Here is a 26,447-nt window from a genome sequence, read left to right on the forward strand (position 1 = left end):
ACTGGCGCCCGGACCCGCGGGCGGCCCGGGCCCCGCGGGCAGGGGCCGGTGGGGCGGCGCTCGTACCGCCCCCGGGGCCTCACTCTGCGCGCCCGCCGGTGTTTCGGCCACCCGGAAGTCCGCCGTACGGACCGCCCGACCATCGGCCTCGGGCGGCCGTACGGACCGCCCGCCCATCCGCCTCGGGCAGCGCGCCCTGGCGCAGCCGGGCCCGCCCGGGGCATAGCGGAGGCCCGGCTGCGGTGGTGGTCTTCCCGGGGGCGGATGATGCTGGACAGGGGGCCTGTGTCTGTCTGGGCCGGTGGGCGGGGGCCGGCCGGTGAGGCGAGGTGATGTGGCGATGGAGGAACTTCCCGCCGCCGGTGGGGACGGGGGACCGGGGAGGCCGGGCGCCTCCTCCGACGCGTCCCCGGCCGTCCCCCCTTCCGCGACTGGCCCCGCGGCGCCCGGTGCGCCCGGAGCGGAACTGCTGCCGGAGTGGGTGTTCGTCCAGTCGCCGTGCCTGCAGGCCGTCTTCGACGTACGCCTCCGGCTGGTCCGGGCGAACGCCGGCATGGAGCGGGCGCTCGGCCTCTCCGAGGCCGTGATGCGGGGGCTCCGGCTGACGGAGATCGTGCCCAACCCGGTCAGTGAGGAGACCGAGCGGCGGATGCAGCGGGTGGTGGAGAGCGGCGAGTGCGGGCACGCGGACGCCTTCGTCCGGCCCGGCGCCGGCCCCGACACCGGCGCGACGGCGCCCACGCCCCCGTCCTCGGTGGTGCTGACCCCGCTGCGCGACGCCGGCGGCGTCGTCCGCGGGGTGTCCCTCGTGGTGCACGACGGGGCAGCCGAGGGCGGCGCCGGAGGCGGCCGTGAGGTGCCGCAGACGTCGGAGGTGACCGGGGCGGGCATCGGATCGACCCTGGACAGCGCACGGACGGCGCAGGAACTGGCCGATGCGGCGGTCCCGCGGCTGGCGGACTTCGCGGTCGTGGACCTGCTGGAGTCGCCCGGGCAGGGCGACGCGCCACCCCCGCCCGCCTCCTCGGATCCGACCGCGGCCCCGGTGACCGTACTGGCCGCGGGCCTGGCCCCGGTGACGGTACGCCGCGCCGCCGTCCGCTCCGCCCTGGAGGGCACCGGACAGCCCGGAGCCGCCGTGGGCCAGGAGTTCGTTTACCCGCCGTCGTCGCCGCCCGCGGAGTGCCTGGCCGCGGGACGCGGCGCCGTGTACGGGGCGGCCGACCCGGCGATCGCCCGGTGGGCGGCACTGGACCCGGGGGCGGCATGGATCGCCGCCTACGGGACCCACTCGATGATGGTGGTGCCGCTGCGGGCGGGCGGGGTGACGCTGGGCCTGGCCGTCTTCGGCCGCCACCCGCGCCGGGCCCCGTTCCAGGCCCGCGACCTGTGGCTGGCCGAGGAGCTCACCACCAGGGCCGCGGTCGGCATCCACAACGCCCACCGGCACAGCCGGGAGCACACCTCCACCATGACCCTCCAGCACAGCCTGCTCCCGCACACGCTGCCCCACCTCACGGCGCTGGAGATGGCCTCCCGGTACCTGCCCGCCGGCAGCGAGGCGGGGGTCGGCGGGGACTGGTTCGACGTGATACCGCTGTCGGGTGCCCGGGTGGCACTGGTGGTCGGCGACGTGGTCGGACACGGGATGCGGGCCGCCGCGACGATGGGGCGGCTGCGGACCGCCGTCCGCACCCTCGCCGACGTGGACCTGCCGCCGGACGAGCTCCTCACCCACCTCGACGACCTGATCATCCACCTGTCCACCGACGAGAGCGGCCCGGGCGGGGGATCGGAGAGCGCCGGCGGCATCGGGACCACCTGCCTGTACGTGGTCTACGACCCGGTCACCTGTCGGGCGACCGTGGCCCGGGCCGGTCACCCGCCGCCCGCGGTGGTCTCCCGGGAAGGCTCCGTCTACCTGCTGGACGTCCCGGCGGGACCGCCCCTCGGCCTGGGTGGCCTGCCCTTCGAGGCGGTCGAGGTGGAGCTCCCCGAGGGCAGCGTGCTGGCCCTGTACACCGACGGGCTGCTCCAGGCCCGAGATCACGACATCGACGAGGCCCTGGACGGCATGTTCGCGGCCCTGGCCCGTCCGGCAGCCACCCTGGAGACGGTCTGCGACCGGGTGCTCACCGCCCTGCTGACCCATCCCCCGGATGATGACGTGGCCCTGCTGGTGGCGCGGACGCGGGCCCTGCACGCCGACCGGGTGGCCCTCTGGGACCTCCCGAGCGACCCCTCCGTCGTGGCCCGGGCCCGGCGCGAGACCACCGAGCAGCTCACGGTCTGGGGCCTGGAAGACGCCTCTTTCGTCACCGAGCTCGTGGTCAGCGAGCTCGTCACCAACGCCATCCGCTACGGCGCCCCGCCCATCCAGCTGCGGCTGATCCACGAGAACGACACCCTGATCTGCGAGGTCTCCGACGCGAGCAACACCGCTCCGCACATGCGGCGGGCCCGGATCTTCGACGAGGGCGGCCGCGGCTTGCTGCTGGTCGCCCAGCTCGCCAAGCGCTGGGGCACTCGCCAGGGCCCCGTCGGCAAGACCATCTGGGCCGAGCAGTCCCTCACCGGGTACTGACCGCCCCCGCCGGAAGCAGACACCGGGGGAGGGGGGTCACAGGCCCATGGAGATGGCCAGGCGGGTCATTTCGGCGGTGCTGTTGATGCCGAGCTTGGCGCGGATGCGGCGCAGGTAGGCGTCGACGGTGTGCCGGGACAGGCCCATCTGGCGGGCGGTCTGCAGGTAGGTGCAGCCGGCGGCGATGTGGCGCAGGGCCTCCTGCTCGCGGGGGGCCAGTACGGGGGTCTCGGCGGGCGGGGCGGCAAGGGTGAGGCTCATGGAATGTCCTCCGACGTATCGGTACGGATACCACTGCTCACGTCCTCGGAAGCAGGAGACTTTGGGCCAAATGCGGCGTTTCGTCCCTGTTAAAGAGCATGTTCGGGCGACTTCATGACCCTGTCCGCCGACTGTCACAGGCACGTCACAGGCCCCCGCCCCGCACCCCCGCCCCGCACCCCCGGCCCCGCACCACGGGACGCGCCGCGACCGGACGCGGCCCGCCCCGCAGGGTGCGCGGCGCACCGGCGTCCCGGCCCGTCCCGTGCTTACCTTCCTCCATGGATATCTCCGCTGGACGTCCCTACCCCCTCGGCGCCACCCCGGACGGCACGGGGACGAACTTCGCCCTGTTCTCCGACTGCGCCGAGACAGTGGAACTCTGCCTGATCGGCGACGACGGCAGAGAGCAGCGGATCACCCTGCCGGAGGTCGACGGGGGCGTATGGCACGGCCGGGTCGCCGGTATCGGCCCCGGACAGCGCTACGGCTACCGCGTCCACGGCCCCTGGAACCCCGACGAGGGGCTGCGCTGCAACCCGGCCAAGCTGCTGCTGGACCCGTACGCCCGAGCCGTCGACGGCCAGATCGACGGCGACCCCTCCCTGAGCGGACACGACCCCGAGGACCCGGACCGCCCGGACGGCCGCGACAGCCTGGGCCACGTACCGCTCGGCGTGGTCACCGGGGACGCGTTCGACTGGGAAGGGGACCGTCCGCCGGGCCGCGCCTTCCACGACTCGGTCATCTACGAAGCCCACGTGAAGGGGCTGACGCGCCGCCACCCCGAGGTGCCAGAGCACCTGAGGGGCACCTACGCCGGGGTCGCCCACCCGGCCGTCGTCCGGCACCTCCAGGCCCTCGGCGTCACCGCCCTCGAACTCATGCCGGTGCACCAGTTCACCCAGGACGGGTTCCTCACCGACCGGGGCCTGTCGAACTACTGGGGCTACAACACCATCGGCTACTTCGCCCCCCACAACGCCTACGCGGCAGGCGGAAGCCTCGGCGGCCAGGTCACCGAGTTCAAGGACATGGTCAAGGCCCTGCACCGGGCAGGCATCGAGGTCATCCTCGACGTGGTCTACAACCACACGGCCGAAGGCAACGACCAGGGCCCGACCCTGTCCTTCCGGGGCATCGACAACCCCTCCTACTACCGGCTGGTCGACGACAGCCCCGCCCACTACTACGACACCACCGGCACCGGCAACAGCCTCCTGATGCGCCACCCCGCCGTCCTACAGCTGATCATGGACTCCTTGCGGTACTGGGTCACCGAGATGCACGTGGACGGGTTCAGGTTCGACCTCGCCGCCACCCTGGCCCGCCAGTTCCACGACGTCGACAAGCTCTCCGCCTTCTTCGACATCGTCCACCAGGACCCGGTCATCAGCCGCGTCAAACTCATCGCCGAACCCTGGGACATCGGCGAGGGCGGCTACCAGGTCGGCAACTTCCCCGCCCTGTGGAGCGAATGGAACGGGCGCTACCGCGACGCCGTCCGCTCCTTCTGGCGCGGGGACGCATCCTCCCTGCCGGAGTTCGCCGCCCGCATCGCCGGTTCGGCCGACCTCTACCAGCCCGACCGCAGGCGCCCCCGCGCCGGCATCAACTTCATCACCGCGCACGACGGCTTCACCCTGCGCGACCTGGTGTCGTACAACGAGCGCCACAACGAGGCCAACGGCGAGGACGGCCGCGACGGAGACGCCGACAACCGCTCATGGAACTGCGGCGCGGAAGGTGCCGACGCCGGCGCGGACGTCCTTCGCCTGCGGGCGCGGCAGCAGCGCAACCTGATGGCGACGCTGTGCCTCTCCCTGGGCGTGCCCATGATCTCCCACGGCGACGAGCTGGGCCGCACCCAGAACGGCAACAACAACGTCTACTGCCAGGACAACGAACTCGCCTGGATCGACTGGGACCTCGACGCCGCAGACACCGAACTGCTCGCCTTCACCCGGCAGGCCCTGAACCTGCGCAGCCGCCAGCCCGTCCTGCGCAGCCGCCGCTTCCCGCAGGGGGCGCCCACGGACGCGGCGGCGCCGGCCGCGGACATCGTGTGGCTCAGGCCCGACGGCGCGTCCATGGACCAGGAGGACTGGGACCGGCCCGATGCCCGCAGCATCACCGTCTACCTCTGCGGGGACCACCTCGCGGACAAGGGCGCGGAGGACGCCACCCGGCCGGACTCGCTGCTGGTGATGTACAACGCCGCCGCCGAGGACACGGAGTTCCGCCTGCCGTCCGCCGCTTTCGGGGAGAGCTGGACGCTCGCCCTGGACACCGCGCTCGCCCCGGACGACGCGCAGGACGAGACCGAGTTCAAGGCGACGGCGGCCACGGTCCTGGCCGGCCGCAGCATGAGGGTGCTGCGCCGGGCGTACCGGACGCCCTGAACGGCGCGCGAGCCCCCGTCACTCGGCGGGGCCCCCGCCCCCGGGCGGGGCCGCCCCGGCGTCCCCGCCCTTCCCGCGTTTTCCGCCCTTCCCGCCCGGCTTCCCGTCCGTGCCGCCGGGGTTCCCGACCGTCCTCCCGGCTGCGGCGCGCCGCCGCCCGTCCTCCTGCGCCGTCCAGGCCGCCGGATCGGTCTGCGGGCGGTACCCCTGCGCCGGCTCCGCCCCGTCCAGGTGCACTGTCCACGCCCACAGCACGACGGCCGCCAGCAGGAGGCAGCCCGCGAGCCCCAGCACCGCGTCGACATCGTCGGCCCGGGACTCGGGATCCGTCCCGAAGAAGGCGGGCGGGCCGCTCACCATCATGCTCACCCACCAGGCGAGCGCCGCGTTGAAGGCGAGCAGGACCAGCCAGTACAGGATCCGGAGGGCCTGCGCCGGCACGCTGTGCACGGCGCGGAGCAGGAGCAGGCGCCGCAGCCTGCCCGGACCGCCCCGCGGGCGCTTTGCCGCCGCCTCGAAACGGCGTACCGACGCGTAGCACTCGTCGAGCCAGGGGCCGGCCCCGGGTCCGGGCCCGCGGTGGGCGCAAGCTTCTTCGCCTCGATCCAGCTCGTGATGAACTGGACCTCCATCTGCGCCTTCTCCAGCCTCCGGCGGTAGTGGTGGTCGGCGCTCCGTGCCTCCCGCCGGTCCCGCAGCACCAGGCTGATCCCGCCCACCAAGCCGGTGATCACGGGCACGAAGAACGGCGCGAACGACACCAGGGAGTCCAGGGAGGGCACCGGGAACGCCTCCTCACCCGCTCGGCCCGACGCGGGCCTCTCCTCCAGACTCGCACCCCGTACGCCGCCCGCCACCCCGCCGCCCGCCGCCCCGGTCGACACGCTTGAGGGCCCGGAGGACGATGAAGGAGCTGCGGCCGCCGATGCCCGGGCAGATCGGAGAAGCACCATGCACCGACACGCGCGCACCACCGCCGTCCTCCTCGCGCTGGCCGTCCCGGCTCTCGCCGTGCCCCAAGCGGCGTCCGCCCGGCCCGCAGCGACCTGCACCGTGTCCGCCGCCGACGCGGCGGGCCGGGTGACCGTCACGGGTGCGGGGTTCACCGCCGGGCAGGCCCGGCTGTCCTCGCCCTCGGCGGCCCCGACGTCCTTCACCGTCCCGGACGGCGGCGCCTTCCGGATCGGCGGCAAGGCGGACGACCGGTACGCAGTCACCCAGGCGGGCAGCACCACCGCGTGCAAGGGAGGCACCGAAGCCGCCACGACGCCCGGCAGCACCCGCAAGGCCGGTCTCACCGCAGGCTGGGACGCCGTCCAGGACGACTGCGCCGCGCGGCCCCCGGCCTCGGCCAACCAGGCCTTCCTGGAGGGCTGGAACAAGGGCGCGGCCGTGGCCCGTGAGGTCTTCTGCCCGTGACGGGCCACCGGCGGGTCGAACCCGTACGGGTCCCTCCTCCCCGGCACGTATCGGCCGATGGTGAGCCGGTCGAGGTCGTCGAGGTCGTCGAGGTCGACCAGGTCGACCAGGTCGGCCAGGGACACCCGGACCGGCCACAGGGGGCCGTCGTAGCCTCCGCCGCCGGGAGGACCACCAACACGCCGGCCCTCAGACCGCGGGGTCCAGGGTGCGGCAGCCCTGGCGGAGGTCCTCCACCAGACGCCCCGCGTCGGTGAGGAGCGTGCCCTGCAGCGCCGACACGCTCGGCCGGGCGCCCGGCGAGGGCAGGGTCCGGCGGTGGGCGTCCTCCAGTTCGGCGGACGCCCGCCCCAGGACCTCGCGCACCAGGCTCGGGTCGATGCGTTCCGCCCGGCCCACCTGCTCCATCGCGTCCGCAGCAGTCCGCAGCAGGGTGGCGTAGAGGCTGCAGAACGGGTCGGGCAGGGCTTCCAGTTCCCCGCTGTCCAGGGCGTAGGCAAGGCTGCGGCTGATCGAGCGCACGTGGTCGAGGCACCGCTGGACCACGTCGACCGCCCGGTGGGCCCGGGGGAGGGCGTCATGGGCTCCGTCGACGGTGCGGCGCGGGTTGAGGCGGCTGTTCTCCGTCTCCGCGTCGATGGCGAACCGGATGCGGTCGGCGTCCGCGGACAGCCTGCGCCACTCACTGCGCAGGCGGCGCACCTGCTGCTCGTCCGGGGCGTCCGCCTCGAACAGGTCGGCCAGCTCGCCGACCCGCTCGTGGACGCCGCCGAAGAGCTCGGCGACGGCCTCCTGCCGGTGGCGGGTGTGCCGGGCCGGCGCGAGGACCAGGTGCGCGGTGAGCCCGAAGGCGGCGCCGATGGCCACCGACGCGACGAGGTGCCCGATGTAGTCGATCCTGCCGTGTCCGGAGGAAAAGGCGAAGAAGCCGACGATCGCGACCTGCGTCCCGTGGGCCCCCAGCGGCCGGAACCGCCCCACGGCCAGGGCCAGCAGGGTGAGCAGGCCGAAAGTCCAGCCGTGGATGCCCGCGGCGGCCGCCAGCGTCGCGGCCAGGGCCGCGCCCACGGTCATCGCGATCAGGTACTGGGTGCAGTCGCGCACCGAGCGGTACAGCGTGGCCTGCAGCGCCACCAGGGCGGTGAACGGGGCGAACGTGGACACCGCCGGCGGCAGCAGGTAGCGGGCCAGCACCCACGCCCCTGTGGCCGCCACCACGGTCTTCGCACTCAGCAGCAGGTCATCCCGTTCACTGCCCGGTCGCGCCACCCCCCGCCGTACGTACCCGACCGCGTCGTACCCGGTCGTCCTCACCCTCGCCAGCATGTCGCGCCACAGCGGCATATGCCACCTCCCGGCAGGCGTCTGCCCCGCGACGGCGGGACCACGCGCGATGTCCCCGGGTCCCGGCCCCCTGCGCAGCCGGGACCCCGGAACATCCCCCGCGTACGGCCGTCAGACCCGCTGCGCGCGGTGGAGCAGGGAGTGCAGGCCGTGCGACCGCAGTGCGGCACGGGCCGCATTCGCCCCGGGCGCACCGTGGACGCCGCCGCCCGGGTGGGCGGCCGCGGACGCCAGGAACAGGCCCTTGACGGGGGTCTCGGGACGGCCGGTGCCCGGCGTGGGACGGAAGACGGCCTGCTGGTGGAGGGCGGTGGTGCCGTTGTTGATCGCACCGTTGTGGAGGTTCTCGTTCAGCGCTTGCAGGGTGGTCGGCGCCAGGATCCTGCGGGCCGCGATCCGCGCCCGGAAGCCCGGCGCGAACCGCTCCACCTGCTGTTCCACCCGGTCGGCCATGGCCTCCTGCTCCCGGGCGTCCCAGCAGCCGGTGATACCGTCACGGCCCGCGTCGGAAGTGATCCGCTGCGGAAGGTGGGTGTAGGCCCACGCCGACTCGGTGCCGACGGGCGAACGGCTCGGGTCGGCCGTGGTCATCTGCCCGAACAGGACGAAGGGCTCCTCGGGCACCTGCCCCATCGCGAGCTGCGCCGCGAACCGGGTCAGGCCGTCGACGCCGTCCGCCAGGTGCACCGTACCGGCCCCGGCGGCCTGCGGCGCCGTCCACGGCACCGGACCCGTCAGCGCCCAGTCCACCTTGAACGTCGCGAAGTCCCACTGGAAGCGCTCCAGATCCCGGACCAGCCGGCCCGGGAGGTGCTCCTCGCCCACGAGGTCCCGGTACAGGGCGGGCGCCGAGGTGTCGGCGAGCACGGCCCGGTGCGCCCGTACGCTCTCGCCCCCGGCCGTCTCGACCCCCACGGCCCGGCCGCCCCGTACGGCCACGGACACGACCCGCTCCCCGCAGCGCAGGACACCGCCGCGGCGCCGCAGACGGTTCACCAGGGCCGCGGTCAACTCACCCGAACCGCCGGCGGGCACCGGAAATCCGTGGCTCTGCCCCAGCATCGACATCAGCCAGCCGAAGCCGCCGCTGCCGGCCGCCTCCGGAGCCAGGTCCGCATGGAGGGCATTGCCCGCCAGCAGCAGCCGCCCGCCCTCCCCGGCGAACACCTCCTCACCCAGGCGCCGTACCGGCAGGGCCAGATTCCGGGCCAGCCGCAGCCCGCCGGCGGTCCGCAGGCGCGCCGCCAGGCGCAGCCCGGACCGCACCGGCGGGAACGGAGCGAACAGGGAACGCACCAGGTCGGGCCCGAGGCGGGCCCACCCCTCGTACAGGGCCCGCCACGCGTCGCCGTCCGCCGCAGCGAACCCGGCCAGCCCCGCGCAGGTGTCCTCCACCCGCCGCTCCAGCACCGCGCACCGCCCGTCCGCCAGCGGATGGGCGAGCACCCGCGGTGCGTGGCTCCACCGCAGGCCCTCGGCGGCCAGGTCGAGCCCCGCCAGCACCGGGGAGGCGACGGCCAGCGGGTAGAACGCGCTGAACACGTCCGAGACGTAGTCCGGGTGCACGCCCCGGTCGCTGCGCACCGCACCGCCCGGCTCCGGCTGCGCCTCCAGGACCTCGACCGACCAGCCGGCGTCGACCATCAGGTTCGCCGCCACCAGACCGTTGGGGCCGGCCCCGATCACCACGGCGTCAGGCACGGGCGGCCTCCGCCGGACGCCGCTCCACGGTCTTGGCCAGACGGGCCAGCATGCCCCGGTGGCGGATCTGCAGCAGGGCCTCGCTCGCCGGATTGTGCAGGGCGCCGCCCAGGCCGCGCAGCGGGTGCTCGTCGCAGACGACCAGGGTGTCCTCCCCCCACGGCCGGAGCTGGAGGAAGATCCTCGCCGTGCCCAGCCCCTTCGCCATCGCCTCCAGCTCCAGCTCCCTGCCGGGCTCGTTGTGGCGGACCGTCGTCACCCCCGCCGCCGACCAGGGTCCCAGCCGCACCGTGTAGCGCAGGCGCGCCCCGACCGCGGGCCATGCCTCGTCGAGCGGCTCGGACTCCGAGGGGCCCACCACCCACTCCCCGTACAGGGTCGGATCGGCGAGTACGGACCACACCGCCTGCGGGGGGCGCCTGATCAGCTGATGACGAACGGCCATGGGGACTCCAACCCTGCTGTCCGGGACGAGGTGACGGAAGACGGCCCGGTACGGCCGACCGGGCCGTACGCGCCGCGGAACCTGCTACTGGTCGGCGCTGGGCACGGCGAGCGGATCGCCCGGAGCGGTCTTCTTGGCCGCCTCCATCTCCGCGCCGAGCTCGGTGAGCCGGTTGCGGCCCATGGCCTTGCGGACATCGGGGAACCACTCCTTCTCCTCCTCCTCGACGTGGTGGCGCACGTTCTCCATGAGGACGGACATCTTCGCGTCGAAGCGCTCGTCCGACGGGTCGAGGCCCTTGAGTTCGGACAGCATCCACAGGACGACGTGGTGCTCCTCGACGCTCTCCAGGACGTGGTCCTTGGTGTCGGGGGCGGCCTCGCGGGCGGCCGGATAGAAGATCTTCTCCTCGATCCAGGTGTGCGTGGTGAGCTCCTCGATCACCTGGTCGGCGATCCGGCGCTTCTCCGCGTGGTCCTCCTCGCCGGCCTTCTCGAACTGTTTGAAGAGCTTCTCCACCGTCTTGTGGTCTTCCTTGAGCAGCACGATCCCGTCCACAGCGCTTCCTCACGTCGGCCTACCGGGGACGACGAGCGCCGCCCGGGACCCGTGTACCCGATCCGGCGGGCACCAGACGGCCGCGGGCCGCGGGTTGCCCCGGAATGGCGACGCCACTGAGCCGTACGCCGCTGACGGCGGGCGTTGCGGGGCGCGGGCCCGTCAGAAGGCGTAGCGGATCCGCAGCCAGGGGGCCCGGGCGGCCACCAGGCCCCGCAGGGTGTCGACGGCCCGCGCCTTTTCGGCGTTGCGGTACCGGACGTTCCAACTGCCGTTCTCGGAGCGCTTGGCCTGCTGCAGCTCCGGGCGCCACAGGGTGTCCTCGGCGCGCGGATGCCAGGCCAGGTTCAGTTCGTGCAGGTCCCGGTTGTGGGTCAGCATGATCACTTCCGCGGCGGCCTGCTCCTTGACCGCCGGCGGCAGGACGTCGTCCAGGTGACTCAGCAGCAGACCCCAGTCCTGTTCCCACCCGGGCCGGATGACGACGGGCGAGAGGTTGAAGTGGACCTCGTACCCGGCCTCCAGGAAGTCGGCTGCCGCCGCGATGCGCTCCTCTACGGGGCTGGTGCGGATGTCGAGCAGCCGGGAGTCCTGCGGCGGCATGACGGAGAACCGCACCCGGGTGCGGCCGCGCGGATCGAGCAGCAGCAGATCGGGGTTGACGTACTTGGTGGCGAAGGAGGCCTTCGCGGTGGGCCGGCGGGCGAAGGCGTGCACGAGGTCCGCGACGTTGTCGCTGATGAGGGCGTCCACGGAGCAGTCGCTGTTCTCGCCGATGTCGTAGACCCAGGCGCTCGGGTCGCACTGGTTGGGCTCCCGTTTGGGGCCCTGGCGGGCGATGTGCCGGTCGAGGTGGGCGGTGATCTGCTCGATGTTGGTGAAGACGGTGATCGGGTTGGCGTAGCCCTTGCGGCGCGGCACGTAGCAGTACGCGCAGGCCATCGCGCAGCCGTTCGCCGGGCCGGGGGCGATCCAGTCGGCGGACCGGCCGTTCGGCCGCGTGGCCAGCGTCTTCTTCTCGCCCAGGACCAGGACCTCGCTCTTGATCCGCACCCAGCGGTCGAGGTTCCCCTCGTTGCCGTGCAGCTGCGGGATGCGCCAGTGCGAGTCCACCTCGATGACGCGGGCCTCCGGGAAGCGGGCGAGCACCTGCCGGCCGCGGGGCGACGCCGCGGCCGCGGGCTCGGCGTGGATCTCGCGCACGGACAGCAGGCGGCGGGCGGCCGGGGAGTCGCGGAACGACGGGCCGACCAGGGGCCGGGCGCCGCCCGGTGCAGCCTGTACGGGACCGGGGAGGTCTTCGAGGCCGAACAGCGCGTCCGCCTCCGGGCCGCCCCCGGACGGCCCGCGGGACCGGCCGGGGCCGCCCGGTGACCGGGACTCGTCCATGAGGTGCGCTCCGGGATCCGCGCATCGCCGGACCCGCGTGCGACGGTCCCACGATGCGCTGCGGCAGTGACAGCAGGACCTTCCACTCTAGTGCCGTGCCCGCCCTCGCGGTCAGCCCGGATCCCTGCCCGGCGGACGCCGAACGGGGTGCCCGGCGCTGATCGATCGGATTTATCCCGCGCTCACGGACATGAGCGCGGCGCTCGTGGACAGCCGCTGGATATGACACGACTGACGAAGCCGGACCGCGGGGGAGAAGACGAGCGCCCGGTCACCCGCGAGGAGGACACCCCGGGGCCCGGCCCCGAGGTGGAGGACCGGGCCCCGGACCAGCCCACCGACCTGCCCAAACGCTCCTGGATGGCCGTACTGCGGGGGACGGTCAAGGAATTCGGGAAGGACGAGCTCTCCGACCGCGCCGCCGCCCTGACGTACTACGGGGTGCTGGCGCTCTTCCCCGCCCTGCTGGTCCTCGTGTCCCTGCTGGGCATCGCCGGCGAGTCGACGACCCGTAAGGTGCTCGACAACCTGCAGAAACTGGCCCCGGGGTCGGCCCGGGACGTCATCACCGACGCGGTGCAGCAGCTGCAGGGCCGCAGCGGCGTCGGATCGCTCGTGGCGATCGTCGGCCTGCTCGTCGCCCTGTGGTCCGCCTCCGGCTACATCGCCGCGTTCATGCGCGCCTCGAATGCCGTCTACGACGTCCCGGAAGGCCGCCCGATGTGGAAGGTCCTGCCGGTCCGCCTGGCCCTCACCGTCACCCTGATGGTCCTCGCCTGCGTCAGCGCCCTGATCGTGGTCTTCACCGGAGGCCTGGCCCAGCAGGCGGGCTCCGCCCTGGGGATCGGGGACACCGCGCTGACGGTGTGGTCGATCGCCAAGTGGCCGGTCCTGGTCCTGCTGGTCACGATCATGATCGCGCTCCTCTACTGGGCGGCGCCGAACGCCAAGGGCCGGGGATTCAAGTGGGTCACCCCCGGAAGCTTCCTCGCCCTGCTGATCTGGATGGCCGCCTCGGCGGGCTTCGCGTTCTACGTCGCGAACTTCGCCTCCTACAACAAGACGTACGGCACGGTCGCAGGCGTGATCGTCTTCCTGGTCTGGCTGTGGATCACGAACCTGGCCATCCTCCTCGGCCTCGAATTCGACGCGGAGATGGTGCGCCAACGCGCCATCGCCGGCGGATGGCCCAAGGGCGAGGAACCCTACGTCCAGCCCCGGGACACCCGCGCCTGGAGTGACGACGAACGCCGCCGCATGGAGTGAGCCCCCCCCGCAGGGTCAGGTGGCGGCCGGCAGGCCGACCCGGCTGCCGGCCTCGGAGCGGCCGCCCTCGGACCCCAGCCACTCGGCGACCAGGACGGTGGCGTCGTCCGCGAGGCGACCGGCGTGGTGCTCCATGATCGCCCGCATCAGGCGGCGCAGCGTCTCCGGAACGGGCAGTCCGTCGCTGTGGTGCCGGATCAGGAAGTCGACGAAACCCTCCAGCCCGAACTCCCGGCCGTCAGGGTTGCGCGCTTCGGTGATCCCGTCGGTGTAGAGGACGACGCGGTCGCCCGGCTCCAGCTGCTCCCGGCAGACGGTGGGACGCAGCCCCAGGTCGGTGCCCATGGGATGGGCCGGCGGGCACTGGAGACGGGTCGTCCAGCGGCCGCCCCTGATCACCACCGGCGGGTGGTGGCCCCGGTTGACCCAGGTCAATGCGCCGGTGGCGGTGCCGAGTTCGGCCAGGACTGCGGTGACGTACCGCTGCCGGCCGAACTCGGCGATGAGGGTCTGCTCGATCGCCACGGACGTCTCGGCCAGGCCCAGTCCCTGACGCCGGCCGTTGCGGCAGGCCGCGACCGCCAGATTGGCGGTGACACCGGCCGAGGTGTCGTGGCCCATGGCATCGAAGATGCCCAGGTGCAGTATGTGCCCGGCGCGCGCGTAGTCGAACGCGTCCCCGCCGACCGCGTACGCCGGCTCCAGCACACCGCCGACCACCACCCGGGGGTCGGCGTACGTCGTGGGCGGCATGAGGTGCCACTGCATCTCCGCGGCCACGTTCATCGGCCGGGTCCGCACCAGGCGGGCGTGCGTGTCACTGGACGCGCGCTTGCTGACCACCAGCAGCGCCACCAGTGCGGCCAGGAAGCCCAGATCCTCGCGGGTGGCCCGGTCATCGGCCTTCGTCACCGCCCGCATCACGCCCAACCGTTCGGTGCCGTCCAGCAAGGGCACCCACCACAGCACGCCCTGCTGCTCCGGCAGGGCCAGCGGCAGGAGCCGGCCGAGCTGGAAGGAACGCCCGGCCACCGTCGTGACCACGGACAGCTCGCCCTCACCCGCCTCGCCGGTCCCGCGGTCCAGCAGGCGCAGGACGTCCTCCTGGAGGTCGCAGAGGTAGATCCCGACCTGCCGGATGCCGGCCTCGGCGGCCCGCTCGGCGACCTGCCCGGCCAGTTCCTCCCACGCCATCAGGTGGCTGGTCTGGAGCAGCCCGCCGAGCATGTCACGGACCCGGCGGGCCCTGCCGTCCCCGGCCGGAGCCGGCTCGGGGCCACCCGTACGACCTGCATCCCCGACCGTCACGCCGCACCGCCTTCAGGAGTCGGGGCGCCGGCTGCACCCGCTGCCACAGCGGGTGCAGCCCGACACCCGTGACGCGTACGCCCTCAGGTGCGGAGGGGGAGGGTGGCGCCGCCGCCGGCGCGTACCGCGCCGAGGACGGCCTCGTGGAGCCCGCGGCTCGCCTCCTCGCTGCTGCACGCGGCGGGGCTGCCCGCCAGGGTGAGCCACTCGGAGCCGCCGCTGTACTGCACGGCGACCTGGGCCAGTCCGTCGTCCTGCGACCACGTCGTGTGGACGTCGAGCTCGCCGGTGAGGAGGGGCCCCGCCTCGGTCTTCACGCCGCCCCGGCCGGTGAAGACACCGCATGTGGTCCATGATGCCCAGCTCATCCGACCTCCAGACCCCGGCCCGACCGCAGGGGAGTCTCCGCACCAGCCGGCGGCGCCCCTGCCTCGGTCCGTCCTGTCGTGCGGAACGACAGCCCGGGTCCCTGCGGCTGCCCCTCACACCATCCTGCGGCGCGTGCCGTCCTGCAACCCGGACGGCGGAACGAGCCGCTCGTCTCCCCGCCGGGTGCCCGGTCAGCCCCGCGGCACCGGCCGGAGGCGGCTGGTGCGCCCGCCGGCTCCCGGCCGGGCGCTCAGGCCCGGGGGGTCGTGCGGCGGCCCCGCGGCAGGCTGCGCGGTACGGCGCGCAGCAGCGTGTGCAGCACGGCGTCGATGGTGTCGCGCGCCGGCTCGTCGGCCACGTGGGTCAGGAGGCGGGCGAGCGTGCGGACCAGGGGCGGGGACGCCATGACCCGCGGGTGGAGGATCGGCCGGTAGCCGTAGCGGCCCAGGATGAGGTCACCGGTGAGGTTGCCCAGGCGGTAGTAGCGCCCCCAGCGCCGGTGGATCTCGGCCGGGTACTGGCGCAGGGCGTGTTCCCGGCCGGCTCCGGCCGGCCGGGCCAGGGCCAGGGCGATGGTCTCCGCGGCGACTTCGCCGGCCTCCATGGCCTGGCCGATGCCCTCACCGCTCCACGGACTGACCATGCCCGCGCTGTCGCCGACCAGGAGCAGCCCCCGGTGGTACTGCGGATGCCGGTTGAACCCCATGGGCAGGGCGGCGCTGCGCAGGGGAGAGGTGGCGTTCTCCTCGGTCACCCCCCACTGCTCGGGCAGGCGGGTCAGCCAGCGGTCCATGGTGGCCCGCAGTTCCACCGGGCCGTGGCTGCGGTGCGGCATCGCGCCGAGCCCGATGTTGACGCGGCCGTCGCCCATGGGGAACACCCACCCGTACCCGGGCAGGTCCCGGCCGGTCCTGCTGCACAGCAGGTCGGCCCACAGTTCGAGGTAGGGGTCGTGGGAGCGGACCTCGCTGCGGTAGTAGCGGCGGGCGGCGGTGGCGATGTGGCGCCGGGGGTCGCGCTCCAGGCCCAGCATCAGGGCGGTCCGCGCCGACGCGCCGTCGGCGGCGACCACCAGCGGTGCCCGGTAGTGCACCGGCCGCTTCTCGGGACCGGCCAGGGCCGATACCCCGGTGATCCGCCCCGCGCGATCGGTCGAGGGGGCGGTGACCTTCACGCCGGTGTGCAGCCGCGCCCCGGCCGCCCGGGCGTGGGAGGCCAGGATGTCGTCGAAGTCGTGCCGGCTGCGGGTGAGTCCGAAGTCCGGGTGGCTGCCCAGGCGCGGCCAGTCGATGTCGACCTGCCGGCCGCCGCTCACCCACCGCATCCCGCGGTTGCGCGTCCAGCCGGGGGCGTTGATGTCGATGCCCATCCGCACCAGCTGCTGGACGCCACGGGGGGTCAGCCCGTCACCGCACACCTTGTCCCGGGGGAAGGTGCTCTTCTCCAGCAGGACGACGTCCACGCCCGCCCGGGCCAGGTGGAGCGCCGTGGCGGACCCCGCAGGGCCTGCGCCCACGACCAGGACCTCTGCTTGCTCACCGTCTTGGCCGGACGGGCGGTCGCCCGGACCGTCGGCCCCGTCCGTGCCCTCGTCATCGAGTCGCGTGATCACACGATCACTATGGACGATTCCCCGCCGCGCAAACGCTGATTGGTCCATTTCCCCTCCCCAGCGAGCCCGTCCCCAGCGAGCCCGCCCCCAGCGAGCCCGTCGCCAGCGTGCCCGCCCCCGCCGAGGCGTCACGTCCCTGCCCCGGACACCCCCGGACACCCCCGGGCGCCCCCGACCGCCGGGCTCCGGGGAGCGGATCCGGCGACCGTTCAGTGCGCGGCCAGCCGCCACAGAGGCGCCGAGCTCCGCATTGCACCGCCTGTGCGCAGCCCGTCCAGGAGCTCCCGGGCGCGCACCGCGTCCAGGTCCAGCTCCTCGACGATCCGCCGCGTGGTGACGTAGGCGAGGCCCCCGGCCCGTGCCTCGCGCTCCCAGGCCGCGAAGCGCGCCCGTACGGCGGGGGCGTCCTGCCGGTGCCTACCGCCCGGACCGGGCGGTACACGGACACCGGCACCCGCACCGGTACCTGCACCGGGACCAGAACCGGCCTCCCCGCCGCCTTCAGCACCGCCGCAGGCACCGCCACCGCCACCGGGGCCGCGGCCGGCAACCCTTGCGGCAGCCGCGCGTCCGCGTTCCCGGGCGATCTCGGAGAAGCCGCACACCGACCGGGACACCTCCTCCGCCTCCTCCAGGTCCGTCGTCCCGGCGAGTCCCCGGCCCAGCGGGCTCAGCGCGAGGACGCGCTCCAGGGTCAGCCGGTGTACGCCGCCGGCCGTGTCGTCCAGGGACACGGGCCGCGGGGAGTCCCGGGTGCCGCACACCCCGCGTACCCCGCGCGCCGCGGCGACCAGCAGGGCGCTCGCTTCGGACGGGTGCCAGTCGAAGACCCCGCCCACCACCCGGGTGTGCGCGGCTTCGAGAGCGAAGGCCGGCGGTCCCAGCCGGGGCAGCAGGTCGGGCAGGGGGACCTCGTTGTCGAGGCCGGGCCCGGCCACGTACACCGTGGTGTCCAGACCCGCGGCGGCGCAGGCGGCGACGGCGAGTGCGTCGCCCAGGGGGCTGCGCAGGGTGGGTTCGTCTCCCCGGGCGACGATGTCGCCCCCGACGTCGACGAGGTCCACCCGGTCGGCGCCGCACCAGCGGGCGGCGGCCCGGATCCGCCGGGCCAGGCCGGCGACGCCCTCGTACGGGTCGAGCAGCCCCAGGCGTGGGGCCAGCTCACCGGAGAGCCGCGGCAGCAGGGAGCCTGCGGGGGAGCGGGGCGCACTGGCCGGGGTGATCAGATCGAGGCCGGGCGCGACCCGGTCGAGGCCGGCGAAGTCACGGATGCGGCGCGGCCCGGGGACGGGGTCCACGACCAGCCGTTCCCACGCGTACGTCAGGACGAGGGCGGGAGCGTCCGCGCCGTGCAGGGCCGCGTGGATCACTGCGGCCGTGATCGCGTCGCCGCCGCCGCCGGCCGCTATCAGGAGTTTCGTCATGGCCGACACCGATACCGCACATTCCACTTGCGGCACGCGCGGAATCAATCATTCCGCAAAAAGTGCATATGAACCTCTACAGCCGAGAACGGATCTTCTCCCCATCACACTACAGAAATCGGCCCACGACGACCCTAGGGTGACGGAATGTCACGAACGGTGATGCGATCTCCCCTGAAAGAAGGTCAATTCCCTCTATGAGAACCCCCGTTGCCTTACCCGTCCCGTCCTTCCCGACCCCCCGGAACACGGCCGAGCTGCAACCGGCCACGCCCTACGAGCAGTACGTGTATGCCTACCCGCACCAGAAGGCGTACCGCCTGATGGAGGACGGACCCCTCCTCGGCGACCTGTGGTCCCGCGAACCCCTCGACGCGCTGTCGCTCTACGTGCACGTCCCCTTCTGCGAAGTGCGCTGCGGCTTCTGCAACCTCTTCACCCGCACCGGAGCCCCCGAAGAGATCACCACCGCGTTCCTCGCCACCCTGGAGCGGCAGGCACGCGTCACCCGCGAGGCCTTGGAGGCGAAGGGCGAGCCCATCCGGTTCACCCTCGCCGCGTTCGGAGGCGGCACCCCCACTTACCTGACGGCGCGCGAACTGACCACCCTGTGCGACATCTCCGAGAACGTCATGGGCGCCGACCTGCATGCCGCCTCCTGGTCGGTCGAGGCCTCCCCGGAGACGGCGACCGCCGACCGCGTGGCCGTACTCGCCGAACGCGGCGCCACCCGGCTGAGCATCGGCGTACAGAGCTTCATCGACGAGGAGGCCCGCGCCGCCGTCCGCCCGCAGAAGCGGGCGGAGGTCGAGGCCGCCCTCGCCCGCCTCAAGGAGGCCCGGTTCCCGATCCTCAACATCGACCTCATCTACGGCATCGAAGGCCAGACCGAACGCACCTTCCAGGTCTCGCTCGACGCCGCCCTGGCCTGGGAACCCGAGGAGATCTACCTCTACCCCCTGTACGTACGCCCCCTCACCGGCCTGAGCACCCGCCACGCCACGTCGCTCCAGGACTGGAACGACCAGCGGCTGCGCCTGTACCGCCACGGTCGCGACCACCTGCTCTCCGCCGGCTACGAGCAGACCTCCCTGCGCGCCTTCAGACGCCTGGGCACCGCCGCCGTCGACGACAGCGAGGGCAGCGGCATCAACGAGTACAACCAGCAGGCCGGCATGGTCGGCCTGGGTGTCGGAGCCCGCTCCTTCACCACCGACCTGCACTACACCACCGACTACGCCGTCGCCGTACCGGAGGTGCGCCGCATCATCGACGACTACATCGCCACCCCGACCGAACGCTTCCGCCGCGCCCAGTGGGCGTACCCCATGGACGCCTCGGAGCGGCGGCGGATGTACGTCCTGCAGCACCTGCTGGAAGCCCCCGGCCTGCGCACCGCCGCCTACGAGGAGCTGTTCGGCACCCGCTTCGAGGACGACTTCGGCCCGCAGCTCGCCACCCTGAGGAAACGTCACTGGGTGCGGGAGGCGAACGGGGCAGCGGCCCTGACGCCCGAAGGCATGGCCTGGGCCGACGCGGTCGGCCCGATGTTCTTCTCGGAGCAGGTCAGGCACAACATGCACACCTACCAGGACCGCTAAGCCCGGCCGCCGGGACCGTCCCCCCGGCCGCACGGTCGGTCCGCCGGGACCGTCCCCGCCCGGCCGCACGGTCCGGTCATGACGATCGGGACGGTCCGGTCGGCGGGGCCCGGCCACAGCACTAGGACGGGGGTGCCTCGACGGTGCGCGCCCCCTTCGGGCCGGGCCCCGGCCCGGGCGCACGCCCGGCCCCGCCCGTCGTCTCACCGGCTTCCCCGCCCGCCCGGCCGTCCCCGGGACGGGCTCCGGAAGCGGTCCGCGCCGCGTGGCGCTCCGGCAGGGACACCAGGACCAGCCCCAGCAGCAGCAGGCCCGCGCCCCCCGCCGCGGCCGCGCCGGGCCGCTCACCGAGGACCAGCACCCCCAGCACCGTCGCCACCAGCGGCTCGGTCAGGCTCAGCGTGCCCGTCGTCGCGGCGCTGAGCCGCCCCACCCCCCGCGTGAACAGCAGGTACCCGAGCGCCGTCGTCACCAGACCGAGCCAGCCGATCAGCGCCACCGACCGGACCGAGCCGAGCCCTTCCGGCGCCACCAGGACGTACGGGGACACCAGCAGCCCCGCGCACAGCACGCTCGCCGGAGCCGCCGCACCGAGGTCGGCGCCCCGCACGCCCAGTTGCTTCGACGCGGCGATGTAGACGCCGAAGCCGGCCCCGGCCACCACCGCCAGCAGGACACCCGGCAGGTCGACCCGCGCCCCGCTGCCCGGGAGCAGCAGCAGCGCGATTCCGGGCAGCGCGCACCCCGTCCCCCACCACCAGCGCGAGGTCAGCCGCTCGCCGGACAGCAGCCATGCGCACAGGCCGCCGACCACCGGCACCGTCCCGAAGGCGACGGCCGTGGCCAACGCGGCCCCCGAACGCTCGACCGCCTGGAGGAAGCACACCTGGAACGCGGCCGTGACCAGCACGCTGAGCACCAGCCACGGCCCCACCCCGGGCAGCCGCAGCGTCCGCAGCCCCGCCGGGCGTACCGTCAGCAGGCTCAGCACCGCACCCCCGAGCACCATCCGGCACGCCCCCAACGCCACGGGGTCGACACCGGAATCCGCCCAGAGTTGCGCCGGCCCCACCGTCCCCCACAGCACAGCCGCCGCCAACACCGACGCCACCGCTCCCACCAGAACCCCCCACGCCGCTACCACCCCTGCCGCTGCCCGGGAACGAACGTATCGAGGAGGGACCGACCAGACCTACTGGGTGAAACCCCGATGATCCGGCTCCCGAAACGCCAGGCTCCGTCGCATCACACCAAGACCGAGCCCGACGCCCACTACTCGGACGCCGGGTAGTGGTCGCCATGCCAGTGCCGCCTGTGCCTGTGCCTGGGGCCGTGCCTGTGGCCGTGCCGGGCGGGGGAGTCGTACCGTGCACCGTTCAGACTGGCCCGGATGCGGTCACTTTGTGGTGTCACTCTGTCGCGGTGTGGTCGTTGTTGATACATGACCGATGCCATGGTGAAGATCGCTGCCGACCGGCTCGCCCAAGTGTTCCTGCTGCTGAGGCGCAGCAGCGAGGGTGGGGCGCAGGCCGCTGCAGAGCAGCTGCAGACGTTCACGGAGAAGCCGGGACAGCGCGTGCCCGTTCCGCGCTCGACCGTGCTGCAGGCCGAAAAGGCGCTGAACAGAGAGCTGGAGCAGGAAACCGAGGCCGCCCGACGGCTGCTCCTGTCCCAGATGTCCCACTACCTCGGCAGTGCCCGCCTGGAGTGACGCCCAGAGGGTCGGACCCCGGCGCCCTCCGCGGCCGCGCCGCCGAGGGGTCGGGGCTCCCCCGACCGGGCCGGGGGAGTCGCCGGGTCGCATCCCGGCACGCCCCGGCAGCCGGTGCGCCGTCAAGGACAGTGCCGGCTCACCCTCCCGCCTTCCCTACCGGGACGGTGTGGCGACGGCCCCGGAATCGGGCGACTGCTGGAGGCCGGAGGCGTCGACGGCTTCAAAGTCGGTGCCCTTGAACGCTTTGAGGGCATCGAGTTGAGCGTTGTCCCAGGCGGAACTCTGGTCGCCGGAGATGTACCAGGGCGAGCCGTTGTCGGCGACGATGGCCCCGTACGTCTTGAGCGCGTCGGCCACGGCCTTGGCCTGCGGAGGCAGGTGTGCGGTGTCGACGCTGCTCTTGAGGCGCAGCCGCAGCCCCATGGGAGGCAACGACGCGTCGGCGGCGGCGCCGGCCTGGTGCCGCGCGGGCCACAGGTGGCTCTGGTCGGAGCGGGGGACGGTGATCCGGATGGCGTGGTCGATCCGTCCGGCAGCGGCTTCCTCGGAACGGGCCAGGCCCGGCAGGATCGCCAGGCCGGCCGCATCGGCCGAGGTCCAGCCGTCAGGCCGCAGCGCGTGGCTCTTCAGGTCGAACACCGCGCCCGAGCCGGCATGCCAGGTGCCACCGGACTGCGGCACCGCGTTCCACAGCTCGTAGGCCTTGCAGAGGGCCTTGTCCCAGACGACGACATGGCGGTCGCCCCTACTGGCGGGGCCGTCCTCGATGGCGGCGCCGGGCGGGACCCGGTAGCCGGACGGGTCGCTCTCCTCGGGATAGTCGAAGCCGACCTTGACCTCGGGCAGCTCGGTCTCCGTGACGGTGACGGGAATACCGAAGGGCCGGCCTTCTGTGAGCCCGGACCCGAAGTCCGGGTGGAGGGGTTCGTCCGCGCCGATGGAGGCGACGTAACGGGCAGAGCCGGGGTGGACGGGCAACCGGTCCACGGGAGCACGCCAGAAGCTGTCCGGCAGTGAGGTCGCGCAGGATGTGTCGACAGCGCCTCTCGCTGCGACCCCCGACGCCACCCCGACGCCCGTGCTTGTTTTTGTGCCGGTGGCCGCGTCCGCTCCCGCGCCGGGGTTCTGCGCCCCGGTCAGCAGACACGCGGACGCCAGTGCGGAGCAGGCAGCAACAGCGGGCCGCCACCCCCGGCCCGAGCGCCTCGGCGTTCCACGCGCTGCTGTCATCGGTCGTCGTCCTTGGTGGTGCCGGTGCACCTCAATCCGACGGAATCCCTGCCAACGGCTCCGCTCCATTTTAATGCGGGAGATGGTTTCGGGGCTGTCAGGAACGGTCCACACGACGGGGTGGCCGTGACGCCCGTCGCGAAGGCGGCACACACCCCCGGGGCGCGGGGCGGGGGCCTGTGACGTGCCTGTGACAGTCGGCGGACAGGGTCATGAAGTCGCCCGAACAGGCTTTTTAACAGGGACGAAACGCCGCATTTGGCCCAAAGTCTCCTGCTTCCGAGGATGTGAGCAGTGGTATCCGTACCGATACGTCGGAGGACATCCCATGAGCCTCACCCTTGCCGCCCCGCCCGCCGAGACCCCCGTACTGGCCCCCCGCGAGCAGGAGGCCCTGCGCCACATCGCCGCCGGCTGCACCTACCTGCAGACCGCCCGCCAAATGGGCCTGTCCCGGCACACCGTCGACGCCTACCTGCGCCGCATCCGCGCCAAGCTCGGCATCAACAGCACCGCCGAAATGACCCGCCTGGCCATCTCCATGGGCCTCTGACGGCGCCCCAGCACCCTTTCTGTACCGGGCGTGAGGTGGCTCTCGGTCGTACCAGGGGGAGTCGACGGATTGAGGTGCCGGACCGCCGGGGGCGCCCCGGCGGTCCGGGCGGGGGCTCAGGCGCGGGCGGCCGCTGCGGCGACGATCCAGTTCCGGAACTCGACGGCGTAGTGCCGCAGATGGTGGTCCAGGACCTCGTCCGGGCAGGTGACGGGGAAGTAGACGGTCAGGTTCGAGGTGAAGCCGTCAGCGGTGTCGCCGAACTGGATCAGCGCCCGCCCGATGACGGTGCCATCCGTCAGGAAGAGGTTCGAGGACATCTTGTGTGGGAAGTCCGACTCCGGGAGGAGTTCGGCCGCGTCCTTGGCCCAGTCCAGCGCGTCGGTGCCCCAACCTCCCATGTAGAAGGAAGCGACATGGGGGCCGATGTTCTCCACCACGCGGGCACCGATCTCGTCGGTGCCCATCACATAGTGCTCGGGGTGCGCGGCGAGGAGCGACTTCTCGTCGCCGGCGAAGGCCTTGTCCATCCAGGCCAGGAACTCGGCCGAGGTGAGGCCTCGGGTCGCCAGCACGGTGGTGCCGGCCTTGAAGTGGCCGTCGGAGGAGCGGGCGTTCTCGCGCAGGAAGGCATTGCCCTCCTCGATCTCCGCGGCCAGGAGGTCGAGCAGCCCCTGGCGGCCCAGCAGTGTCCGGAAGCGGTCCAGCGAGCGGCGGGCGTAGAAGAGCTCGAAGTCGTCTATGTTCTCGGCGCCTGCGGCACCTGCGGGTCCTGCGAGTCCTGCGGCACCTGCGGGTCCTGCGGGTCCTGCGGGTCCTGCCTCAAGGGTCACGGTGACGGGCTGGAGAGTCTGGTTGTCGGTCATGGTCGCACCTCCATAGATGCGAATGTGAATTCACGTTCGCATCAGTAGGGTACGCCGGGACGTGCGCCCGTTGTCAAAAGTTCCTGTTGAGAGCGCTCCGGATACGATGCCGGACATGACTGAGGAGCCCGACCGCCCGGCCGCCTACCGGGAGCCGCAGCAGGCCCGCAGTGCCGCGACCCTGGCGCGCGTCCTGCACGCGGCCGAGGAGATCGCCTCCGATGCCGGCTTGGAGGAGCTGACGATCGCCGGCGTCGCCAAGCGGGCCGGTGTCGCGGTCGGGACCATCTACCGTCGCTTCGAGGACAAAGAGCAGCTGATCACTGCTCTGACCGGGCGGATGCTGGAACGCCGCGAGGAATACGTGGCCGAGCGGCTGCGCGCGGCCGAGCCCTCGCTCTCCGGGGTCATGGACGCCTACGCGCACGCCTTGCTGCAGTCCTTCGCCGACAGCAGCAGCCTCTTCCCCGAGCTGTTGCGCACGCGCGGGGCCAGGTCACTGGATCGAGGCGCCCGCACCATCACCGAACTCCACCAGCTCCTGCTCGAAGCAGCAGCCCCGTACGCCGACCAGGTCCGCCGTGCCCGGCCTCAGCAGGCGCTCGACACCGCGGCCCGCGCGATCCTCGGCGCCTGCTTCCACAATTCCGTGCGCCCCGACGCCGCAACCGGCGAAGAGGCCACGCACCGGTACGCCGACGAGCTCGCCGACATGGCCGTCGCCTACCTGCTCACCCCCGACCTGCACCGCAGCGACCGAGGATGACGGAGCGCCGCACCGGCTGCCCCCGCCGCGGCGGGTCTGCACCCGACGCTCCGACATGGACGGGCAGCGCCGCCGGCCACTGTGCCAGGGCGTCGCGCATCGCGCCCGTGAGGCCTCGGCGGTTCTCGCTCGTGAAGCAGCTGGCCGGAGGTCGGTATCCCGACTCACCCTTGGCTTTGAGGGCACTGTCATGTTGTTGGCATGTGCACGAAAATCGCTCGGGTGAACGCCATCGAAGCACACTCAACCCCCCGCAGACGAAGCCGAAGTCGAGCCCGCGGACGGGGAGCGAACATCTCGCTCCTGCTCACCGTCCTTCTCGCCGGCTCCGTCCTCTTCCCGGCGACCGCCTCCGCCGCCGGGCCGGAGCCGGAACACATCTGCGGCCACATCGTCCAGGGCCGCATCCTGGAGAAGTACCGGGAGTACCGGGACACCCTCGGCTGCCCCCGGACCGGCGAGCTGACCGCTCCTGACGGGGTGGGCCGGTTCCACCACTTCGAGCGCGGCTCGATCTACTGGAGCCCTTCCACCGACGCCCACGCCGTCTGGGGACTCATCGGCGACAAGTGGGCCGCCATGGGGTGGGAGAAGGGCTCCCTCGGCTACCCCACCAGCGACGAACTGCCCCTCCCCGACGGCGCCGGTAAACGCCAGGTGTTCCAGGGCGGCTCGCTCTACTGGCATCCGACGCGCTCCAACGGCGTCCACCCGGTCTGGGGCCTCATCGGCCAGCGCTGGGGGCAGGCGGGCTGGGAAGGCGGGGTGTACGGCTACCCCGTGACCGACGAACTCCAGCAGGAGGGCGTCACCCAGATGTTCGAGCACGGCCCCATCCGATGGTCGCCGAACGAGACCCCGAACCCGTTGATTCCCCGCGCGAAAGCCAAGCTCTTCGACGGCAGGCCCACCCCGGGTGACCTGAACGAAAGCGCGACGCTGCTGCCCAAGGGCCCGGACCGCGGCATCGTCGTCGTACGCGGCTACATCGGCGACGACGGCAACCCGGTCAACCACTCCATCGGCAACCACCGCCTGTGGAGCACCGAACCCGAGGCCAGCTCCAAGGTGGTCTTCGCCTGGGACACCGCCACGGGTCAGGTCGGCGTCTACGTGGAGCGCTCCTGCGTCGGGGATCTGCCGTGCCGCAATGCCAAACCGCTCGTGCGCACCCAGCACGCCAAGGTCGTCCAGGACGACCGGGCTCCCCAGAACGAATACTGGGTGGAGCCCTACGGTGACGGCGGCCTGCGGGTCGACGTGTCGGCGGTCAACTCGTTCGCCGACGTACCGGGATCGAGCCTCGCCGACCTCGGCCGTATCAACGCGACGTTCTTCGTGTACCCCCACGGATACGACGGCAACAACAGGAACTTCACCGGCTTCGACGTCCAGGCGGTGAAGGACAGGTTCCCGTCCTGGGAAGTCCTGCGCTACCCGCGCCTCCTGGAGCGGCCCGACGCACCGCAGGCCCTGTGGCAGGGCGCCGTATGGCAGACCGGCGTAGGTGATTTGACGGCTCCGCAGCACTCCTGCCACCGGACCGACCCCGACCACGCCCCCGGCAACATGACCTGTAACTGATCCATCCGGGAGGGTCGGCGCGTCCGACCCTCCCGTAGGACGAGCGGGGTG

General features: G+C 73.0%; 23 protein-coding genes. 9 read left to right on the forward strand and 14 right to left on the reverse strand.

Annotation, left to right across the window (positions count from 1 at the left end; translation table 11 throughout):
- Positions 1–340 precede the first annotated feature (340 nt).
- Positions 341–2,584: a SpoIIE family protein phosphatase gene (locus tag ACLJTM_RS15725; protein ID WP_411104177.1), complete on the forward strand. Its 2,244-nt coding sequence runs from the start codon at positions 341–343 to the stop codon at positions 2,582–2,584.
- Between the two features lie 36 nt (positions 2,585–2,620).
- Here the strand turns inward: ACLJTM_RS15725 and ACLJTM_RS15730 are convergent, their stop codons facing one another.
- Positions 2,621–2,845: a response regulator transcription factor gene (locus tag ACLJTM_RS15730; protein WP_411104178.1), complete on the reverse strand. Its 225-nt coding sequence runs from the start codon at positions 2,843–2,845 to the stop codon at positions 2,621–2,623.
- Between the two features lie 281 nt (positions 2,846–3,126).
- Between ACLJTM_RS15730 and glgX the strand changes: the two genes are divergently transcribed.
- The gene (glgX, locus tag ACLJTM_RS15735) at positions 3,127–5,247 is read left to right on the forward strand and encodes a glycogen debranching protein GlgX (protein WP_411104179.1); all 2,121 of its coding nucleotides are present in this window, start codon (positions 3,127–3,129) and stop codon (positions 5,245–5,247) included.
- Positions 5,248–5,265: 18 nt separating this feature from the next.
- Here glgX and ACLJTM_RS15740 read toward each other — a convergent pair whose 3' ends face one another.
- Positions 5,266–5,697 (reverse strand): hypothetical protein, encoded by a 432-nt coding sequence (locus tag ACLJTM_RS15740; protein ID WP_411104180.1) that lies wholly within the window; start codon positions 5,695–5,697, stop codon positions 5,266–5,268.
- Between the two features lie 501 nt (positions 5,698–6,198).
- Here ACLJTM_RS15740 and ACLJTM_RS15745 point away from each other — a divergent pair.
- Complete coding sequence (locus ACLJTM_RS15745) at positions 6,199–6,666, forward strand: hypothetical protein (protein ID WP_411104181.1); 468 nt, start codon at positions 6,199–6,201, stop codon at positions 6,664–6,666.
- 189 nt (positions 6,667–6,855) lie between these two features.
- On the opposite strand, the gene ACLJTM_RS15750 is transcribed toward ACLJTM_RS15745, so the two are convergent.
- The 5 genes from ACLJTM_RS15750 to ACLJTM_RS15770 form a co-directional block, all read right to left on the reverse strand.
- Positions 6,856–7,980, reverse strand: coding sequence for an FUSC family protein (locus tag ACLJTM_RS15750; RefSeq protein WP_411104182.1), 1,125 nt, complete (start codon positions 7,978–7,980; stop codon positions 6,856–6,858).
- A gap of 141 nt (positions 7,981–8,121) precedes the next feature.
- Entirely contained in the window at positions 8,122–9,711 is a 1,590-nt protein-coding gene (locus ACLJTM_RS15755) for a phytoene desaturase family protein (protein WP_411104183.1), read from the reverse strand.
- Positions 9,704–10,156, reverse strand: coding sequence for an SRPBCC family protein (locus tag ACLJTM_RS15760; RefSeq protein ID WP_411104184.1), 453 nt, complete (start codon positions 10,154–10,156; stop codon positions 9,704–9,706). The genes ACLJTM_RS15755 and ACLJTM_RS15760 overlap by 8 nt, the downstream gene beginning before the upstream one ends.
- Positions 10,157–10,240: 84 nt before the next feature.
- Entirely contained in the window at positions 10,241–10,714 is a 474-nt protein-coding gene (locus ACLJTM_RS15765) for a hemerythrin domain-containing protein (RefSeq protein WP_411104185.1), read from the reverse strand.
- Positions 10,715–10,876: 162 nt separating this feature from the next.
- A complete protein-coding gene (locus ACLJTM_RS15770; RefSeq protein WP_411104186.1) occupies positions 10,877–12,103 on the reverse strand; it encodes a spore photoproduct lyase family protein in 1,227 nt (408 codons plus the stop codon).
- A gap of 222 nt (positions 12,104–12,325) precedes the next feature.
- On the opposite strand from ACLJTM_RS15770, the gene ACLJTM_RS15775 reads away from it, so the two are divergent.
- Positions 12,326–13,369, forward strand: coding sequence for a YihY/virulence factor BrkB family protein (locus ACLJTM_RS15775; RefSeq protein ID WP_411104187.1), 1,044 nt, complete (start codon positions 12,326–12,328; stop codon positions 13,367–13,369).
- A 15-nt stretch (positions 13,370–13,384) separates the two neighbouring features.
- On the opposite strand, the gene ACLJTM_RS15780 is transcribed toward ACLJTM_RS15775, so the two are convergent.
- The 4 genes from ACLJTM_RS15780 to ACLJTM_RS15795 all read right to left on the reverse strand — a co-directional run bounded on the left by ACLJTM_RS15780 (position 13,385) and on the right by ACLJTM_RS15795 (position 18,082).
- A complete protein-coding gene (locus ACLJTM_RS15780) occupies positions 13,385–14,596 on the reverse strand; it encodes a PP2C family protein-serine/threonine phosphatase (RefSeq protein WP_411104329.1) in 1,212 nt (403 codons plus the stop codon).
- A 164-nt stretch (positions 14,597–14,760) separates the two neighbouring features.
- Positions 14,761–15,045: a hypothetical protein gene (locus tag ACLJTM_RS15785; RefSeq protein WP_411104188.1), complete on the reverse strand. Its 285-nt coding sequence runs from the start codon at positions 15,043–15,045 to the stop codon at positions 14,761–14,763.
- Between the two features lie 251 nt (positions 15,046–15,296).
- Complete coding sequence (locus tag ACLJTM_RS15790; RefSeq protein ID WP_411104330.1) at positions 15,297–16,655, reverse strand: geranylgeranyl reductase family protein; 1,359 nt, start codon at positions 16,653–16,655, stop codon at positions 15,297–15,299.
- A gap of 212 nt (positions 16,656–16,867) precedes the next feature.
- A complete protein-coding gene (locus ACLJTM_RS15795; RefSeq protein ID WP_411104189.1) occupies positions 16,868–18,082 on the reverse strand; it encodes a DUF1152 domain-containing protein in 1,215 nt (404 codons plus the stop codon).
- Positions 18,083–18,279: 197 nt separating this feature from the next.
- Here ACLJTM_RS15795 and ACLJTM_RS15800 point away from each other — a divergent pair, with 197 nt between their 5' ends.
- Positions 18,280–19,683, forward strand: a complete 1,404-nt coding sequence (locus tag ACLJTM_RS15800) for an STM4012 family radical SAM protein (RefSeq protein ID WP_411104190.1) — start codon at positions 18,280–18,282, stop codon at positions 19,681–19,683.
- A 121-nt stretch (positions 19,684–19,804) separates the two neighbouring features.
- Here the strand turns inward: ACLJTM_RS15800 and ACLJTM_RS15805 are convergent, their stop codons facing one another.
- Positions 19,805–20,827 (reverse strand): DMT family transporter, encoded by a 1,023-nt coding sequence (locus ACLJTM_RS15805; RefSeq protein WP_411104191.1) that lies wholly within the window; start codon positions 20,825–20,827, stop codon positions 19,805–19,807.
- Positions 20,828–21,124: 297 nt separating this feature from the next.
- On the opposite strand from ACLJTM_RS15805, the gene ACLJTM_RS15810 reads away from it, so the two are divergent.
- The gene (locus tag ACLJTM_RS15810; protein ID WP_411104192.1) at positions 21,125–21,394 is read left to right on the forward strand and encodes a hypothetical protein; all 270 of its coding nucleotides are present in this window, start codon (positions 21,125–21,127) and stop codon (positions 21,392–21,394) included.
- Positions 21,395–21,550: 156 nt separating this feature from the next.
- Here ACLJTM_RS15810 and ACLJTM_RS15815 read toward each other — a convergent pair whose 3' ends face one another.
- On the reverse strand, positions 21,551–22,384 hold the full coding sequence (locus tag ACLJTM_RS15815) for a hypothetical protein (protein WP_411104193.1): 834 nt from the start codon (positions 22,382–22,384) through the stop codon (positions 21,551–21,553).
- Positions 22,385–22,955: 571 nt separating this feature from the next.
- Here ACLJTM_RS15815 and ACLJTM_RS15820 point away from each other — a divergent pair.
- Entirely contained in the window at positions 22,956–23,180 is a 225-nt protein-coding gene (locus tag ACLJTM_RS15820) for a response regulator transcription factor (RefSeq protein WP_411104178.1), read from the forward strand.
- A gap of 116 nt (positions 23,181–23,296) precedes the next feature.
- Here ACLJTM_RS15820 and ACLJTM_RS15825 read toward each other — a convergent pair whose 3' ends face one another.
- Entirely contained in the window at positions 23,297–24,046 is a 750-nt protein-coding gene (locus ACLJTM_RS15825) for a hypothetical protein (protein ID WP_411104194.1), read from the reverse strand.
- A gap of 115 nt (positions 24,047–24,161) precedes the next feature.
- Here ACLJTM_RS15825 and ACLJTM_RS15830 point away from each other — a divergent pair, with 115 nt between their 5' ends.
- Positions 24,162–24,812: a TetR/AcrR family transcriptional regulator gene (locus ACLJTM_RS15830; RefSeq protein ID WP_411104195.1), complete on the forward strand. Its 651-nt coding sequence runs from the start codon at positions 24,162–24,164 to the stop codon at positions 24,810–24,812.
- Positions 24,813–25,034: 222 nt separating this feature from the next.
- Positions 25,035–26,396 carry an LGFP repeat-containing protein gene (locus tag ACLJTM_RS15835; RefSeq protein ID WP_411104196.1) on the forward strand — a complete coding sequence of 454 codons (1,362 nt, stop codon included), beginning with the start codon at positions 25,035–25,037 and terminating at the stop codon, positions 26,394–26,396.
- Positions 26,397–26,447 lie beyond the last annotated feature (51 nt).

The sequence above is a fragment of the Streptomyces sp. cmx-4-9 genome (genome assembly GCF_046548835.1).
Lineage (GTDB): Bacteria > Actinomycetota > Actinomycetes > Streptomycetales > Streptomycetaceae > Streptomyces.